The sequence below is a fragment of the Mangrovimonas aestuarii genome (genome assembly GCF_028767185.1).
GTDB classification, from domain to species: Bacteria; Bacteroidota; Bacteroidia; order Flavobacteriales; family Flavobacteriaceae; genus Mangrovimonas_B; species Mangrovimonas_B aestuarii.
Genome location: NZ_JARACK010000004.1, coordinates 250,603 through 267,804, shown reverse-complemented (window position 1 = coordinate 267,804; position 17,202 = coordinate 250,603). Strand labels below are relative to the sequence as shown.

General features: G+C 37.3%; 16 protein-coding genes. 6 read left to right on the top strand and 10 right to left on the bottom strand.

The genetic code is table 11. The features are described from left to right. Positions 1-36: 36 nt before the first annotated feature. From nqrF to PWU04_RS07285, 6 genes are read right to left on the bottom strand one after another with little or no spacing between them, the layout of a single operon-like run. Complete coding sequence (nqrF, locus tag PWU04_RS07310) at positions 37-1,347, bottom strand: NADH:ubiquinone reductase (Na(+)-transporting) subunit F (RefSeq protein ID WP_274475324.1); 1,311 nt, start codon at positions 1,345-1,347, stop codon at positions 37-39. A gap of 1 nt (position 1,348) precedes the next feature. After that, complete coding sequence (gene nqrE / locus PWU04_RS07305; protein WP_274475322.1) at positions 1,349-2,074, bottom strand: NADH:ubiquinone reductase (Na(+)-transporting) subunit E; 726 nt, start codon at positions 2,072-2,074, stop codon at positions 1,349-1,351. A gap of 27 nt (positions 2,075-2,101) precedes the next feature. Beyond that, a complete protein-coding gene (locus tag PWU04_RS07300; RefSeq protein ID WP_274475321.1) occupies positions 2,102-2,746 on the bottom strand; it encodes an NADH:ubiquinone reductase (Na(+)-transporting) subunit D in 645 nt (214 codons plus the stop codon). A gap of 3 nt (positions 2,747-2,749) precedes the next feature. Beyond that, complete coding sequence (locus PWU04_RS07295; RefSeq protein WP_274475320.1) at positions 2,750-3,502, bottom strand: Na(+)-translocating NADH-quinone reductase subunit C; 753 nt, start codon at positions 3,500-3,502, stop codon at positions 2,750-2,752. Position 3,503: 1 nt separating this feature from the next. Continuing rightward, positions 3,504-4,703 carry an NADH:ubiquinone reductase (Na(+)-transporting) subunit B gene (locus PWU04_RS07290; RefSeq protein WP_274475318.1) on the bottom strand — a complete coding sequence of 400 codons (1,200 nt, stop codon included), beginning with the start codon at positions 4,701-4,703 and terminating at the stop codon, positions 3,504-3,506. A gap of 5 nt (positions 4,704-4,708) precedes the next feature. Then, entirely contained in the window at positions 4,709-6,064 is a 1,356-nt protein-coding gene (locus tag PWU04_RS07285) for a Na(+)-translocating NADH-quinone reductase subunit A (protein ID WP_274475317.1), read from the bottom strand. Between the two features lie 191 nt (positions 6,065-6,255). Here PWU04_RS07285 and PWU04_RS07280 point away from each other — a divergent pair, with 191 nt between their 5' ends. Next, positions 6,256-7,503: a type IX secretion system plug protein gene (locus tag PWU04_RS07280; protein WP_274475316.1), complete on the top strand. Its 1,248-nt coding sequence runs from the start codon at positions 6,256-6,258 to the stop codon at positions 7,501-7,503. 110 nt (positions 7,504-7,613) lie between these two features. Then, positions 7,614-8,000, top strand: coding sequence for a Co2+/Mg2+ efflux protein ApaG (gene apaG / locus PWU04_RS07275; protein ID WP_274475315.1), 387 nt, complete (start codon positions 7,614-7,616; stop codon positions 7,998-8,000). Positions 8,001-8,005: 5 nt separating this feature from the next. Here the strand turns inward: apaG and PWU04_RS07270 are convergent, their stop codons facing one another. Both PWU04_RS07270 and PWU04_RS07265 read right to left on the bottom strand, forming a co-directional pair. Next, positions 8,006-8,995 carry a DUF6695 family protein gene (locus PWU04_RS07270; RefSeq protein ID WP_274475314.1) on the bottom strand — a complete coding sequence of 330 codons (990 nt, stop codon included), beginning with the start codon at positions 8,993-8,995 and terminating at the stop codon, positions 8,006-8,008. Positions 8,996-9,007: 12 nt separating this feature from the next. Further along, positions 9,008-9,712, bottom strand: coding sequence for an NRDE family protein (locus tag PWU04_RS07265; protein WP_274475312.1), 705 nt, complete (start codon positions 9,710-9,712; stop codon positions 9,008-9,010). A gap of 148 nt (positions 9,713-9,860) precedes the next feature. Here PWU04_RS07265 and pruA point away from each other — a divergent pair, with 148 nt between their 5' ends. Beyond that, positions 9,861-11,486, top strand: a complete 1,626-nt coding sequence (gene pruA / locus PWU04_RS07260; protein WP_274475311.1) for an L-glutamate gamma-semialdehyde dehydrogenase — start codon at positions 9,861-9,863, stop codon at positions 11,484-11,486. Between the two features lie 69 nt (positions 11,487-11,555). On the opposite strand, the gene PWU04_RS07255 is transcribed toward pruA, so the two are convergent. Then, positions 11,556-12,881: an Omp28-related outer membrane protein gene (locus PWU04_RS07255; RefSeq protein WP_274475310.1), complete on the bottom strand. Its 1,326-nt coding sequence runs from the start codon at positions 12,879-12,881 to the stop codon at positions 11,556-11,558. A gap of 93 nt (positions 12,882-12,974) precedes the next feature. Here PWU04_RS07255 and PWU04_RS07250 point away from each other — a divergent pair, with 93 nt between their 5' ends. Both PWU04_RS07250 and PWU04_RS07245 read left to right on the top strand, forming a co-directional pair. Next, positions 12,975-13,457 (top strand): TlpA family protein disulfide reductase, encoded by a 483-nt coding sequence (locus PWU04_RS07250; RefSeq protein WP_274475309.1) that lies wholly within the window; start codon positions 12,975-12,977, stop codon positions 13,455-13,457. Between the two features lie 126 nt (positions 13,458-13,583). Beyond that, positions 13,584-15,263 carry a DUF6029 family protein gene (locus PWU04_RS07245; protein ID WP_274475308.1) on the top strand — a complete coding sequence of 560 codons (1,680 nt, stop codon included), beginning with the start codon at positions 13,584-13,586 and terminating at the stop codon, positions 15,261-15,263. A 61-nt stretch (positions 15,264-15,324) separates the two neighbouring features. Here PWU04_RS07245 and rsmG read toward each other — a convergent pair whose 3' ends face one another. Further along, entirely contained in the window at positions 15,325-15,954 is a 630-nt protein-coding gene (gene rsmG / locus PWU04_RS07240; protein WP_274475307.1) for a 16S rRNA (guanine(527)-N(7))-methyltransferase RsmG, read from the bottom strand. Positions 15,955-16,092: 138 nt separating this feature from the next. Here rsmG and PWU04_RS07235 point away from each other — a divergent pair, with 138 nt between their 5' ends. Further along, entirely contained in the window at positions 16,093-17,193 is a 1,101-nt protein-coding gene (locus PWU04_RS07235; RefSeq protein ID WP_274475305.1) for a fatty acid desaturase family protein, read from the top strand. Positions 17,194-17,202 lie beyond the last annotated feature (9 nt).

The window sequence follows — 17,202 nt, the reverse complement described above, 5'->3', positions numbered from 1 at the left end:
TTTAAAGTGTCGGTTTTTTTTCTTTTTGATTTGAGATTATCCTCCAAAGTCATCAAAACGGATATTCTCATCTGGAAGACCAAAATCCTCACCCATTTTCTGTACCGCTTTGTTCATTAGCGGTGGTCCACAGAAGTACAATTCAATATCTTCCGGAGAATCATGATGGTTCAAATAGTTATCGATAACCACATTGTGGATAAATCCAACGAAACCATCTCCTTCTGTATCATGGATATCTTTCTTAACTTTCCAGTTATCTTCTTCCATTGGTTCAGATAGCGCCATGAAGAATTTAAAGTTAGGGAAACTTCTCTCTAATTCTCTAAAGTGCTCAATATAGAACAACTCACGCTTAGAACGTCCACCATACCAATAAGTAACTGTTCTACCTGTCTTCAAGGTTTTGAACAAGTGGTACAAATGCGAACGCATTGGCGCCATACCAGCTCCTCCACCAACATAAAGCATTTCTGCATCAGATTCGTTGATAAAGAATTCACCGTAAGGTCCTGAAATCACGACTTTATCACCTGGTTTTCTAGAGAAAATGTAAGATGAAGCAACCCCAGGGTTAACATCCATCCATCCATTTTTAGCTCTATCCCATGGCGGGGTAGCGATACGAACGTTAAGCATGATATCACGTCCTTCTGCAGGGTAAGAAGCCATAGAGTAAGCACGCTCTACAGTTTCATCATTCTTCATTACTAGTGGCCAAAGGTTGAATTTATCCCACTCTTCTTGAAATTTATCAGGTCTTTCGTGCTCTTCAGGGTGAGCGGTAATATCGATATCAGAATACTTAATCTCACATTGTGGAATTTCAATTTGAATATATCCACCAGCTTTGTAGTTCATATCCTCAGGAATACGTACTACGAACTCCTTAATGAAAGATGCTACGTTGTAGTTACGTACAACCTCAGCTTCCCATTTCTTGATTCCGAAAACTTCTTCAGGAATAGTTATTTCCATATCCTGCTTTACCTTAACCTGACACGCTAAACGCGCACCGTGCTGAAGCTCTTTACGGGTAAAGTGAGGCGTCTCAGTTGGAAGCGCTTCACCACCTCCTTCTAATACGTGACACTCACATTGGATACAAGTACCTCCACCACCACAAGCCGATGGCAAAAAGATTTTTGAGTTACCCAATGTTGACAATAAGCTACCTCCAGAGGCAACTTCTATTTCTTTTTCACCGTTAATCTTGATCTTTACAGGACCAGATGGTGACAATTTTTGCTTTACAAATAACAGCAATCCAACCAATAAAAGTGTAATTACCAAGAAGGCTACTACGGTTGCTGCTATTGTTCCTGTTGTACTTGCGACTAATATCATGTTACTCGTTTACTTTTGTGTTATTAGCTAGTGCCTTAGTTTGCTCCTCGTTGGTCTTTTCTTCAACCTTAACAGTCTTCTCTTTAGCTTCTTTACCGCTATCGTCACCTCCAGTTAACATACCTCCAAAGCTCATGAAACCAATTGCCATAAGTCCAGTGATAATGAAAGTGATTCCCAATCCTCTTAAAGGAGCTGGAACGTTTGAATATCTAATCTTCTCACGAATAGCAGCAATAGCCAAAATAGCTAAAAACCATCCTATCCCTGAAGCCAAACCATAATTTAATGCTAATCCTAAAGAAGGAATCTCACGAGACTGCATAAATAATGACCCACCTAGAATAGCACAGTTTACTGCGATAAGTGGTAAGAAGATACCCAAAGAATTATATAAAGCAGGAGAAAACTTCTCTACTACAATCTCTACCAATTGTACCATAGTTGCAATGGTAGCAATAAACATAATAAACGACAGGAAGCTTAGATCAAAATCAGCGTACTCAGCTCCTAACCATTTAAGTGCTCCAGGTTGTAATATATACTGATCTAACAACCAGTTTACAGGTACTGTAACAGCCAATACAAAAATTACAGCAGCTCCAAGACCTACAGCTGTAGACACTTTTTTAGACACCGCTAGGTAAGAACACATCCCAAGGAACGTGGCAAATACCATGTTGTCTATAAATATTGATTTGAAAAATAATTCTATATGTTCTAACATAATCTATATTTTTAGTAAACCCTAGGTTTAATCTTCTATTAAATCTTTGTTTCTGCTTCGTTGTACCCAAATAATGATTCCAACTACGATTAAAGCCATTGGTGACAACAACATGAAACCGTTGTTTTCATAACCTAAAGCATATAATCCTGTTTTCTCGATAGGGTCCCCTAATACTTTAAATCCTAGTAGTGTACCAGAACCTAAAAGCTCTCTAAAGAATCCAACGACAATTAGAATTAAACCATAACCCAATGCGTTACCAATACCGTCCAAGAACGATTTCCAAGGTCCGTTTCCTAGAGCAAAAGCTTCAAAACGTCCCATAATAATACAGTTGGTGATAATCAACCCTACGAAAACCGATAGAGTTTTACTTAGCTCATAAGCAAAAGCTTTTAGCACTTGGTCTACAATAATTACCAAGGCGGCTACTACTGTTAACTGAACGATAATTCTAATTTTGGATGGAATAATGTTACGCATTAATGAGATAACTACGTTACCTACTCCTAATACGAACAATACCGAAACAGCCATTACGATTGAGGCTTTTAATTGAGCCGTAATCGCTAATGCCGAACAAATCCCCAATACCTGAATCGTAATAGGGTTATTGTCTGCTAATGGGTCTGTAATTAACTTTGTGTCTTTTTTAGATAATAGTCCCATAGATTAATTATTTTTTAGATTATCGAAATAAGGCTTGTAAAGCTGTAAATCACTTTTTAGCATGGCTGCTACTCCATTACCTGTAATGGTAGCTCCAGCAATAGCGTCAACCTCATTATCAGTTTTGTTTTCATTTTTAGGGTCGGCATTTCCTTTGGCAACATCAATACCTTTAAAGTTATTGTTGCTATCCAATAAATGCTCACCAATAAAGTCGTCCATAAAGAAACGCTCTTTAATGTTAGCACCTAGACCAGGAGTTTCTCCTTTGTGGTCAAAATACGCACCTTGAACTACCATGTTTTCGTCCATAGATACATATCCCCAGATGGCATCCCAAAGCCCTTTACCATAAATAGGGGCTATATAGAATGTCTTACCATCCTTTTCACCAATAAACAAAGGCAAACGTCTTTTAGAGGCGTCTCCTTTTGCTTCTTCCTTGGCTTTTTTAATATCTATTAAATACGCTTCATTATCTTCAGAAACCTCACCACCTTGAATCACTACCTGCTTGGTGATGTATTTTTTGAATAAATCTGGAGCCTGGGTCTTATCAACAAAAACAGCACTACTCTCATCGTTTTCGTTAACTCCCATGGCGTATAAAATGTTTTGTTGTTTTTCCAACTCAACATTATTACTGATCTTACCTTTAAGTGATGACGCTGTGAAGGCTAATAAAGACCCTACAACCACAACCATACCTATGGCAAATAATACGGTGTATACGTTACTATCGGTTTTATTACTCATCTTAAGCTGTTTTTGCTTTTAAACGTTTCATTCTTTTCTTAACATTTCCTTGTACCACATAATGGTCTATTGTTGGCGCGAATACGTTCATCAATAAGATGGCCAACATTACTCCTTCTGGGTAGGCTGGGTTGAATACACGAATAAGGATTGAAATAAATCCAACCAAGAATCCGTAAATCCATTTTCCTTTATTGGTTTGTGAAGCCGTTACAGGGTCGGTAGCCATAAATACAGTACCGAATGCAAAACCACCAATTAATAGGTGATGCCAGTACTCTGTACTCATCAATCCATAAAACTTGCTACCTTCTGCAATCCAACCAGCGTTAACAACACCGTTAAAAATCAATCCCATTACTAAAGCACCAACAACAGAAGATAACATAATTCTCCAGCTACCGATTTTAGTAAAGATTAAGAACAAACCTCCTAATAGGATAAGAAGTGTAGATGTCTCCCCAACAGATCCTGGAATAAATCCGAAGAACATATCAGCAATGGAATATCCAGCCTCATTACCTTGAGCTAAGCTACCTAAAATAGTCTCTCCAGAAATTGCATCAAGATTAGCTCCGCCAGCAATTTCATTTGCACGCTCAACCGCTCCGTGAACCCATACTTTATCTCCAGACATCCAAGTAGGATAAGCGAAGAATAAGAACGCACGAATAGTTAAAGCTGGGTTAAGAATGTTCATTCCCGTTCCACCGAAAACCTCTTTACCGATAACCACACCAAAGGCAACAGCAACGGCAAGCATCCATAATGGAATATCGACTGGCACAATTAATGGCACCAACATACCTGTTACAAGGTAACCTTCCTCTACTTCGTGTCCCTTAATTACAGCAAAAAGGAACTCAATAGCTAGACCAACACCATAAGATACTACCACAAGAGGCAACACCTTAATGATACCAACCCAAAATGCATCCCAAGAAAGGAAATCAACTGGAGTACCCAAAGCACGGAAGTGTTGGAATCCAGCATTGAACATACCAAAAATCAAACATGGAACCAACGCCATGATAACCGTGTTCATGGTACGCTTTAAGTCGTCTGCAGACTTAATGTGCGTTCCGCCATGAGTCGTTTCGTTTGGTAGGTATAAAAATGTATGTAAAGCATTAAAGGCAGGAGCCATTTTGGTGCCTTTATACTTTTCTTTCAGATTATGTAAATTACTTTTTAATCCCATGGTTACTATCCTATTTCTTTAATCATTAAGTCTAAACCTTCACGGATAATTTTTTGGTGAGGTTGCTTAGACACACAAACAAATTCTGTTAAAGCGAAATCTTCAGGAGCAACTTCGTACATTCCTAAAGCTTCCATCTCATCAAGATCCTTATACATACAAGATTTTAAAATCTGTAACGGATATATATCCATAGGGAATACCTCCTCATAATTTCCTGTTACTACAAAGGCTCTATGCTCTCCATTAGTATTGGTATTCAGATCGAATTCTTTATTTGGGAACAACCATGAGAAAGTCATGGCTCTTGATGTAGATACTTTATTAAAGACAGGCTTGTTCCATCCAAAGAATTCATAATCATCTCCTTCTGGAATAACCGTAATAGTATTACTGTAATAGTCTAAAGAACCATCAGGCTGAATTTGTTTCCCTGATAAAACGTTTCCAGAAATAACACGGAAATTATCGTTTTTATCAACACCGTTATCATAAATAACAGAAGCTATTTCACATCCTAATTTGGTTTTGAAGTATCTTGGCTTTTTAATAGAAGAACCTACTAACGCAACAACACGCTCTGCGTTGAACTTACCGGTAAGCAATAGTTCACCAATGATTACCAAATCCTGAGGCGTGATAGTCCAAACAGTTTCTCCTTTGTTTACAGGATCTATTCTGTTGATTTGGGTTCCAACATTCCCTGAAGGGTGCGGCCCAGAAACCTTGTGCAAAGTTACACCAGACAAACCAGCCATAGGCGAGTTTGAATTATGTTCTACCGACACATGAACTTTACCTTCAGTTAATTTACCTAGAGCTGATACTGCTGCTTGCAACTCAGCCTCTTTCCCTTGAAGTACGTAATCGTAATCGGCAGCTAAAGGAGCACTTGCATAAGCAGAAATAAAAATAGCTTTAGGTGTGCGACTTGGAATTGCAATAACATCGTACGGACGTTGCTTTATAAGAGTCCAACATCCTGTTGCCATTAAATGCGACTTGATGTCTTCTGCTTTAGCGCCGTCGATATTAAATTTACCATGGTCTAAATACTCTTGGGTCTTATCGGCCTGGATTTTAATCGCCAAAATGCGTCGCTTTTCACCGCGAACTACATCAACAACTTCTCCAGAAACTGGAGAAACGAATTTTACATCCTCGTTGGCCTTATCGTAAAAAACAGTCTCCCCTGCCTTTACTTTTGCTCCAACCTTCGCAACTAATTTAGGAGTTACCCCGTGGAAGTCTTCAGGCCTCAAGGTGTAGTAATTACTCACTATTGCCTGTTCTGTAACTTTTTCGGCAGCACCTATGAGTTTAATGTCGAGACCTTTTTTAATCTTAATGTCGTTTGACATATTATGAATCTATTTGTTATACAGTTATACTGATTGATTTTTTTACAACTCAAAAATCCGTGCAAATTTACGAATTAATACCTAAAAACCATTTTAAATACCCTGACCTAAACTATTTATAACTATTCTAAATAATATGTTAAAGTAAGGTTTAAAAATTATCTATATTTACACATCAATTCTCACAAAACATGGTCAATAAATTCATAGCCCTAATCTTATTTTTATTTATCACTACCATTGGATTTTCACAAGCTGAGCAAGAGCTTGCACCACCCGATTACATAAAAACAATCATGTTTAAAGGAGACACCCAAGAAAGTCAATTACCTATTTTACGCCTTGGCGAACAGGTTATTCTAGAGTTTGATGCCCTAAATGCATTAGAGGAAGATTATTACTATAAAATTGAACATTACAACTTTGACTGGACCCCTTCGGTTTTAGTAAAATCGGAATACATTGATGGTTATGACAATCAACGCCTTCGTAATTACATAAACTCTGTAAACTCCTATCAAATATATTCGCATTACACACTAACCATACCAAACCAGTACACCAGAGCCCTAAGAGTTTCGGGCAATTACATGCTAAAAATATTCAATGAGTATGATGAACTTGTTTTTTCAAGAAAGTTTATGATTTATGAACCTGAAGCACAAGTGGGCGTGGATATAAAACGGTCGCGTGATGTAAAATATGTAGACGAAAAACAATCTGTAGACATAAGGATAAATTCAGCTACAATTCAATTTGTCAACCCACAACAAACAATAAAAACCTTAATTGTTCAAAACAACAACCTCAACACCGCAATTAGCAACCTCAAACCCATGTACACCATGGGTAACGAGCTAATTTACAAATACACCAACGAATCCAGTTTTTGGGGCGGTAACGAGTACCTTTTCTTTGAAAACAAGGATGTTAGGGTTGCTACAAACACAATTGAATTTATTGATTTACAGGAATTATACCATAACTACTTATTCACTAACGTACCTAGACGCAATACCCCTTACACCTACAACCCAGATATCAACGGGAATTTCCTGGTAACGGCCATTGACAGAGACAACCCAAGTACTGAGGCTGATTATGTATGGATCCATTTTTCATTACAACTCGAAAAACAGCCCGAGGACATTTATGTTTATGGAAATTACAACAACTATCAGCTTACTGAGGAAAACCGTATGGAATACAACGAGACGAAAAGGCGTTATGAAAAGAAAATACTTTTAAAACAAGGGTTCTACAATTATAAATATGTTAAATTCTCAAAAGATGGTGTTCTCGATGAAGGCGCCATCAGTGGTAATTATTTCCAAACCGAAAACGACTATAAAGTTCTTGTTTATTACAGAAGATTAGGGGGGCGATACGATAAATTGATAGGTATTGGGGAAGGAAATTCTGTAGATATTACAAATTAGTGTAAGGTTAATTTTATTTTTTAACGACTTAGAACGTTAAATAATTACCCAACAAATCTTATTATTTATTATTTTTGCATTTATAATTGCTTTGTACAACGTAAGTTAAGATGGTTCAACAAATCACAAAGGGCATAAAAATCTCAGTTGAAACGAGTTTTGAGGGAACATTCTATAGAAATTATAGAATACAGTTTGCCTTTGGCTATAAAATTACCATTGAAAACCAAAGTAAGGACTCAGTCCAACTCAATGCTAGACACTGGACCATATTAGACTCCCTTAATAATACAGAAATTGTAACCGGTGAAGGTGTCATTGGAAAGAAACCCGTTTTAAAGCCTGGTGAGTCACACACCTATAACTCAGGTTGCTTACTATCATCTCCTTTCGGAGCCATGCAGGGGCACTACAATATGGTAAATTTCACAACCACCAAGAAATTTAAAGTAACCGTACCTACCTTTAAACTAAGCGCTCCTTTCGCACTTAACTAGGCCAATTACTTTCTATTAAACCTATATACAACATCCCCCTGAAGAATATGAAAAAAACTGCAATTTGAATATTGTATAAAATCATATTTTTTACTGTAATCAAATAAATCATTTTCCACCAAATATCTATCGTGAACATCAACATTTCCATGTGGAGAAACTCTCCTGAACAAATATTCCATTTCCATATCAGTTTCATAAAGCTCATACCAGGCTCCTGCAGCTATTCCACTTAACCATTGCGCATGAGGATGTAAAGAATCAACACGCTTAGGATACATTGTGCCTATTAGCGCCGGGACATAATCCTCTAACTTATCTAAAAAACATAGCCTATTAATCGTAAATAAAGATTGATTTAATTCAGAAATCTCACCCAATGGACTCACCTCATATATTGGGTTGCCTGTACATGAATTCAAAACATTTCCAACAGTACTAGGTGTAAATCTTGTGGAAGCAATTAATTTCCTTTTAATTTTTTCATCTGTAACTGAAGCAATAAGAGCACGAGTAACAAACCTAGCACAATTAGAAGCATCTTTAATAAAGGCGGCATAGCGAATAAAGTGTTTGTGTTGTTGATCTGTAATATGTTTCCTTGCCTCTCTATAGTCTATAGCTGTGCAAACTGTTGCAATGAGCCTTCCATCTCCATGAGTTAATTTGGGATGAGTCGCCAAGAAAACCAATAGTTTTGTAAGATTTACGATTTCATCTCCATTCAACTCTGCTTTCAATGGAAAATCCAACTCACAATCTGTATCCTTACCTCTAACCCTACCAAAAGGCTCTGGAGTAATATATCTTCCAAAATCGTGATATTCTAACTCACCTGTAGATTTATCAATAAGAACAAGCGCTGCATGACCAGCCCTGACATAGTCTTTTTTACCTATACCAAAATATTTTAAATAAGAAGAATACCATTCGTCAGCTACCATTACCACAGTCTCTGGATAACTCATAACAATCATTAACCCGCTATTCTCCATAATACAATCATACTATATTACCAATATCTTACTTTCGTTGGTATTGTCTACTAAACTACTGTAGTCAATACTAATCTTATCCCTAAACTTAATGATCTGTGTAATGCTTGTAGTTTTAACTACAACCCTATCCATGATAACTCCATAGTCTACATTTCCAAATCCTGCCGTATTATGGAACTCCAGTAATAGATCAGGATCTATCCCTCTCACTTTTTTAAACATATTAAACCAAGATTTACGTTCCTCTTTCATTTCCCTGGTAAATAATGTTGTTGAAGACCAAACGTGAGGCAGAAGCGGTAAATCTGAAAAGTGCAATTGACCTGAATCCCACACAAGTTCACAAAAGCGTAACCCTGAACCCCAGTCAACTACGACCAATGTAAACGGCTCAATCCCATCGAAATCGTACTGAATAAAATCATCAAGAGTAGCTAAAGCCAATAAATCCTTAACCATCACTCCCCTGCTTTTGCGATATCTATCGGCCCGACGATGAATAACAAACCCTCCATTTAACAAACATAAAACACGCTTATTCTCACTCACTCCAATCCAGGTGCCCCCAGCTTCCTCATCAATAGGACATAGCATTTTCACTCCGTCAAAAACTATCTCCATTGGATGAAAAGCAAATCTACCAGGTGCTTCATCTCGGTTCGAAGTAAGCACGAAATCATTTGCTCGCAATGCTGCCAATGTAACAGTACACATAACAGGTTCTTTAGAATTTATTATCAACAACTTACAAAAATATTGCCAAATACTTTAACGCCCATTTAGGAAGCGGCTCCCCATAGTAAATCACATAAATATTGTACCTTTGTGCATCATTTTTCACAAACTATTAAACAAATAAACTATGGGAAAAGGATTTTTCAACACGCCTATTGCTGTAAACGAGCCCGTTAAGAGCTATGCTCCTGGTTCTCCAGAGCGCGAAGCCGTTTTGGCCGCTTACAAAGAAATGTTTAACAGCAATACCGATGTACCTTTATATATAAACGGTAACGATGTTACTACAGGAAACACTAGAACAATGTCTCCTCCTCACGACCATCAACATGTAGTGGGACAATATCACTTAGCGGAGAAATCTCATGTTGAAGATGCAATAGCCACTGCACTTGAAGCAAGAAAAGCTTGGGCACTAATGCCATGGGAGCAACGTGCAGGGATCTTTCTAAAAGCCGCTGAATTAATTGCGGGACCATACCGCGCAAAGATTAATGCCGCAACAATGATTGCTCAGTCGAAAACCATTCACCAAGCTGAAATTGACTCTGCTTGTGAGCTTATCGACTTTTTACGTTTCAACGTACAATACATGACGGACATTTACCATGAGCAACCTGAAAGCACTTCTGATGCATGGAACCGTGTAGAGTACCGTCCATTAGAAGGGTTTACATATGCAGTAACGCCATTTAACTTTACAGCTATTGCAGGAAACCTTCCAGCATGTATGGCACTAATGGGGAATGTTGTGGTATGGAAGCCAAGTGACAGTCAGATTTTCTCTGCTAAAGTAATTATGGATGTATTCAAGGAAGCTGGTGTTCCTGCTGGTGTAATTAATGTTGTTTTTGGTGACCCTGTAATGATTACTGAAACTGTATTATCTCACTCAGATTTCTCTGGTCTTCACTTTACAGGATCTACTTTTGTGTTCAAAGAACTTTGGAAACAAATTGGAAACAATATCCACAACTATAAAACTTACCCAAGAATTGTTGGAGAAACTGGAGGTAAAGACTTTATCGTAGCGCACAAAACTGCAGTTCCAAAACAAGTAGCAACAGCAATTGTTCGTGGCGCATTCGAATTCCAAGGACAAAAATGTAGCGCAGCTTCCAGAGCTTATGTTCCTTCTAACATCTGGGAAGAGGTTAAAAACTTTGTGGTTGAAGACGTAAACTCATTTAAAATGGGATCTCCAGAAGATATGAGCAATTTCATCACGGCTGTAATCCATGAAGGATCTTTTGATAAGCTTGCCAAATATATTGACCAAGCAAAAGCTGATAGCGATGCAGAGATTCTTGTTGGAGGAAACTACGATAAATCTAAAGGATACTTCATAGAGCCAACCGTTATCGTAACTACAAATCCAAAGTACGAAACAATGTGTACTGAACTTTTTGGACCTGTAATTACTATTTATGTTTATGACGAAGACAAGTACAGTGAAACTTTAAGGTTAGTTGACGGTACAAGTGAGTACGCTTTAACTGGAGCTATTCTTGCTACAGATCGTTACGCAATTACTGAGGCTACAACTGCTTTACAAAACTGTGCAGGTAACTTCTATATCAACGATAAGCCAACGGGAGCTGTTGTAGGACAACAACCTTTTGGTGGCGCCAGAGCTTCTGGAACGAATGATAAGGCAGGAAGCGCTCAAAACTTATTGCGTTGGGTATCTCCTAGATTAATCAAGGAAACCTTCGTTACCCCAACAGATTATAGATATCCGTTTTTAGGTTAATCCCTAAAAACACCCTATAAAAAAAAGCGGCCAATGGCCGCTTTTTTTTATGTATATAATTGATTTCGCTTACTGAGCTAATTCAAATTCTTGATCATCACCAAAGTGAGCAGTACGAACGTTCAATACAGTTCCAGATCCATCAACAACAAAAGCAACAACACCAATGTTAGCAGAGTTAGCTACGTTTGATGGAATTTCTACTGAGAAATTTTTAGTGTAAACATCATTAGCTTCTGTATCTGCAGAAGGAATGCTTTCTCCCAATATATCAGTTAAAGAAGCTCTTAAAACGTGATTATGGTCAAACTCTTCAATATATTCAACTCCACCGTAATGGTCAGTATAGTTAGCTTGGAAAGCTACTAACCCATCCTCAACAACATAAGTTACAAGCTTCAGGTTATTAGAAGACAAATCAATTGCAAACTTAACATTTACATCAATATCCATATAGCTTCCGTCTTGGTTAGCAGTAATTGCCAATCCTAAAGTTGCATTATCTCCTGTATAGCTTATAGGTTGTTCAATATTTGTATCTTCTGGGTAATCCCAATCAATAGTTCTGTTGATCATTGCTGTAGGATATCCAGACAAATTAATTTGGTTTTCTAAAACCGTAGCTGGCTCAAAATGGAATGGATCGTAATAAGGATTTGAAGAATCAGTAGTCCCTCTATGAATAGCAACAATAGCAACTTGTTCTGAAGCCGCTTCTACTTGCTCAATAGCATAAGAAATTCTAGGACACCATCCACACCATGTACCGGTGTAATCTTCTATCAAAGAGTTTTGAGTGAACAATTGAGCTACTTCAACGTTAACTAAGTTACTAGTAAAAGTTTCTGTGCTTTCTTGATCTAAATAAGTTGCAACAGCTTCGATAGTTCCGTATTCTTCAGCAACATAAATATTACCTTCAATTTCCATACCATTAACGGTAATAGTAGCATCTGCTGTTAAATTGGTACCGTTGTTACCAGCCACGGTGAAAACAACCTCATCACCAATAGAAGCCGCAGGGTAATTTGAAGCCAATACAATGCTTGTTAACTCTTCTCCGTTAGGAGCAACCGTAACAGTTACTGCATTACTTTCCATACCTTCATAGGTAGCCATTACTTCAAAATCTCCAGCTACAATTGTTTCGTACACGCCACCTGTTACTAGGTCTCCTCCGAAAGTAATTTCAGAAGTACCTGTTAAATCTTCACCAGTGTTAGCAGTAACAGTAAAAGTCAAACTTTCACCTGCAATTACCGAAGTTGAAGAGCTTGTAATTGAAATGGAAGTAATAGTTGGAGTATTGTTATTTTCTCCATCATCGCTACTACAACTAAAAGCAATAAATGCTAAACAAATCGATAAAATTTTAAAAAGTTGTTTTGTTTTCATTCGTTAAAAATAAATTATCGTTAATAAATCTTGCCGAAGATAATATTTTTTTATTCTTTTGGATGATTTTAAAAAAAAAAAGAGGAAAGATTTATGAAACAACTATTTACAGCCCTATTAGGACTAGCTTTTACTGCTACATTTGCACAAGGTCAGATGCCAAACATAACTCTATCAACTTTAGATGGAGATACATTTAACGTATCGGAAGTTGCCAATAGCGACACCATTAAAGTTTTTAGTTTTTGGGCTACTTGGTGTGTACCTTGTATCAATGAACTAGATACCATAAACGATGTTTATACTGACTGGCAAGACGAAACCAACGTAGAAATAATTGCTATTGCAACAGACGATGCCAGAACAAAAAAACGTGTGAGCCCTCTAGTTAATGGTAAAAACTGGGATTATACCATTGTTTTGGATGACAACCAAGATTTAATGCGCGCCCTTAACATTACAACCGTACCGCATGTAGTAGTTGTAAAAAATGGAGAAATCATCTACAGACATACTGGTTATTCTCCAGGAGCCGAAGACGAGCTTTATGAAGTAATACAAAACAACGTCAACTAATACCATTAGGGAAACGTTTTCCTAAGTTAGTTGAACTAACAATATTTTCAATGGATTTAGCAAACCATAATAACCTTGGTTTCTAAATCCATTGTGTTTGTTAAAATTGCTTAAAAGAAAAATACTATGAAAAAACTAGGATTAACCCTCCTACTGGTTGGGTTACCCATTTTAACAGCTTCTGCTCAAATTGTTGATGGTCTATCGGTAGGGTTTGAAGGGAACGGTCAATGGTATAACGACGACAAAAAAACAGGGCCTTTTACAGATGATATCTGGGGACCGGACGACCAAATCCGTTCTAACACGTACCTAAAGATTGACTACAATTTTTTAGACAATTGGTTCGTTGGGATGCAAGCAGAAAGTTATTTACCTCATGCTCTGGTTAATTACTCTCCCGATCTTGACGGAGTGGGCCTTGGTCTATATTATGGAGGGTACCGATCTGAAAAACTTGAAGTTACGGCAGGTTATTTTTACGAACAATTTGGTAGTGGATTAGCACTTCGCTCATGGGAAAACAGACAGTTAGGCCTTAATAATGCCTTGAGAGGAGGTCGCGTAAAATACACTCCAACAGATAATTTTGAATTAACGGCGCTATATGCTCGACAGAGAGAAGGGTTTGATGTGTCTGAAGGGGATATCTACGGACTAAACTCTAGGTATGATATATCGAAATTATTTAAATGGGAAACCAGCTCACTTGCTTTTGGCGCTAGTTATGTTGGCAGAGACCAGAAGTCTCCTTTCGAGGATTCTAATTTTGATGACCTAACCAATGTGTTTTCAGGAAGAGCCGACTTCATCCATAAAAATTTCCATACAAATATTGAATATGTTAACAAAAGTGAAGACGGAGTTTTGTTTGGGCAAGGGATTTCTAATGACCTAATAAGTGCCGGAAATGCTTTTTTAATAAATGCAGGGTATTCACAAAGAGGTCTGGGGATAGAAACAACTGTTAGACGTATGCAAAATATGTCATTTTATTCTGAAAGAGAGGCAAACAGTATTGAAAACGAATACAATCAAGACGTAATGAACTACCTTCCTGCCTTGACCAAACAACACGACTACGCTTTAACTAACATATATGTATACCAAGCACAGCCTGGTTTTATATTCTTAGGACCTAACCATATTGAATATGGAGAAATAGGTGGGCAAATTGACGTATACTACACCATAAAAAAAGGATCTGCTCTAGGAGGGAAATATGGAACAAAACTAGCCTTCAACGCATCTTACTGGGCTAATTTAAGAGGTGAGTTTGATCTACAGTCATATAACATTAGTACAGACCTTTTAGGTTTTGGCGAAAAATATTTCTCGGATATCAACATTGAGATCAGAAAAAAATGGTCTAAATCATGGAGTACTATTGCTACATATGTAAACCAATATTACAACAAGAAATATATTGAGGACAGAGCTGGACAAATAAAAACAGACATTGCCACATTAGAAGGAACATATAAAATGGGCAAAGGCCGATCTTTAAGATTGGAAGGGCAACATCTTTGGACTAAAGAAGACAAAAAGAACTGGGCTGCTGCCACCGTAGAATACAACTTCAACTCGACATATGGTATTTACGTAACCGACAGTTACAACTACGGTAATGATAATGAAGACAACCGCATACATTATTACAACGTTGGTGGACGATTTACAAAAGGAGCCACAAGAATTGCCCTAAACTATGGAAGACAGCGTGGTGGATTGGTTTGTGTAGGAGGTGTATGTAGATTTGTACCCGAAACAACTGGTCTAACATTGAACGTTTCAACAGCTTTCTAAGGCACAAATACTATTGTAACGACATAAAAAATCCCGCTCTCTAAGTGCGGGATTTTTATTTTTAACCTTTATACTTTATTGGTAAATGAACCACCTTTTTGGTATCATAGAAGTCCTCTTCATAAAATGATTTTAAATCGTAAATGGTAGCATTAGGGAAATCTTGCAACTCCTCAGTTAAGTCACCTCCTTTAAGATATAAAATTCCATTTTTCAATTCGTGTTGTTGCTTTTTCGCTATTTTACCTTTTGTCCAATGCACAAAAGTAGGCATGGCAGCTACGGCACGGCTTACTATAAAATCGAAAGTGTCGTTTATCTCCTCTACCCTACAATGACTTGTTTTTACATTGGTAAGCCCAAGTCCTTCTACCACTTCATTAACAACCTTGAGTTTTTTACCAATACTATCTACCAAATGAAATGAAGTTTCTGGAAATAGAATAGCCAAAGGTATACCTGGGAAACCTCCTCCAGTACCAACATCCATAACTTTAGCTCCTGGATTAAACGACATCACTTTAGCTATCCCTAGAGAGTGTAGCACATGTCTCAAATACAACTCATCTATATCTTTTCTTGAAACCACATTTATTTTAAGGTTCCAGTCTTGATATAAGGTTTCGAGTTTCGAAAATTTATCGATTTGATCTTCTGTTAAATTCGGGAAGTATTTTAGAATCAACTCCATATTGTCAAATTTTCCTGCAAAAGTATGGATTTTAATGGCACATTTATGAAAATCTTTTCAACTTAAAACTGGGGATTTAGCTATCTTTGGCCTCTATAAAACGCCATTGCACGGCGTATTTCAGAAAAATATTACACTATGTCAAAACAAACGCTTTCATTTTCACGATCAGATTCTGCCAAGTTTTTCAGAACCCTGAACAAGCGTGTTAACAATTACTTTAAGGAGAACAATATTAAACGTACGGGAAACTGGCAACTTTGGTTAAAAACCATTGTAATGTTTTCCATATTCCTTACCCCTTACTTCCTACTACTCACCTTGGATATTCCTGGATGGAGCCAATTACTTTTAACCGTTGTCATGGGAATAGGGATGGCTGGAGTTGGCATGAATGTTATGCACGATGGAAATCATGGTTCTTTTTCAAATAAAGAATGGATAAATCGTTTAATGGGAAGCAGCATTTACATACTTGCGGGAAACGTTTATAATTGGCAGGTACAACACAATGTATTGCACCACACATATACTAATATCCCTGGCCATGATGAAGATTTGGAAGCTGGTCGAGTATTGCGATTTTCCGAACATACAAAATGGCATTGGCACCATAAATTTCAACATTTCTACTCTGTTTTGCTATATGGGCTTCTAACAATAAACTGGGCCATTACAACAGATTTTCTACAAATGAAACGCTATATGAAGCGCAGATTAGCTTACGGTAAATTACCTAATCCAGTTTGGAACTGGAGTAAGCTCGTAATTTCCAAAATTATTTATCTAAGCATTTGGGTTCTTATTCCTATGCTGATTTTAGATATTGCTTGGTGGAAAATTTTACTTGGCTTTTTTATCATGCATTATACAGCAGGACTAATCTTAAGTGTCATTTTTCAATTAGCTCACGTTATGGAAGAAGCAGAGATGCCTTTACCAGAAGAAAACGGAACTATGAAAAACACTTGGGCTATTCACCAGCTAAAAACTACGGTAAACTTTGCTACTAAGAACAGATTGATCAACTGGTTTACAGGAGGATTAAACCATCAGGTTGAACACCATATTTTCCCAAATATAAGCCATATTCACTATGGGAAAATCGCTAAAATTGTCAAGGAAACTGCAAAAGAATTCAATTTACCTTACAACGAATATTCAACAACTCGAAAAGCCATTATTGCTCATTTCCGTTATCTTCGTGAAATGGGAATGAAACCCGCTTTAAACTCATAACAACTTACA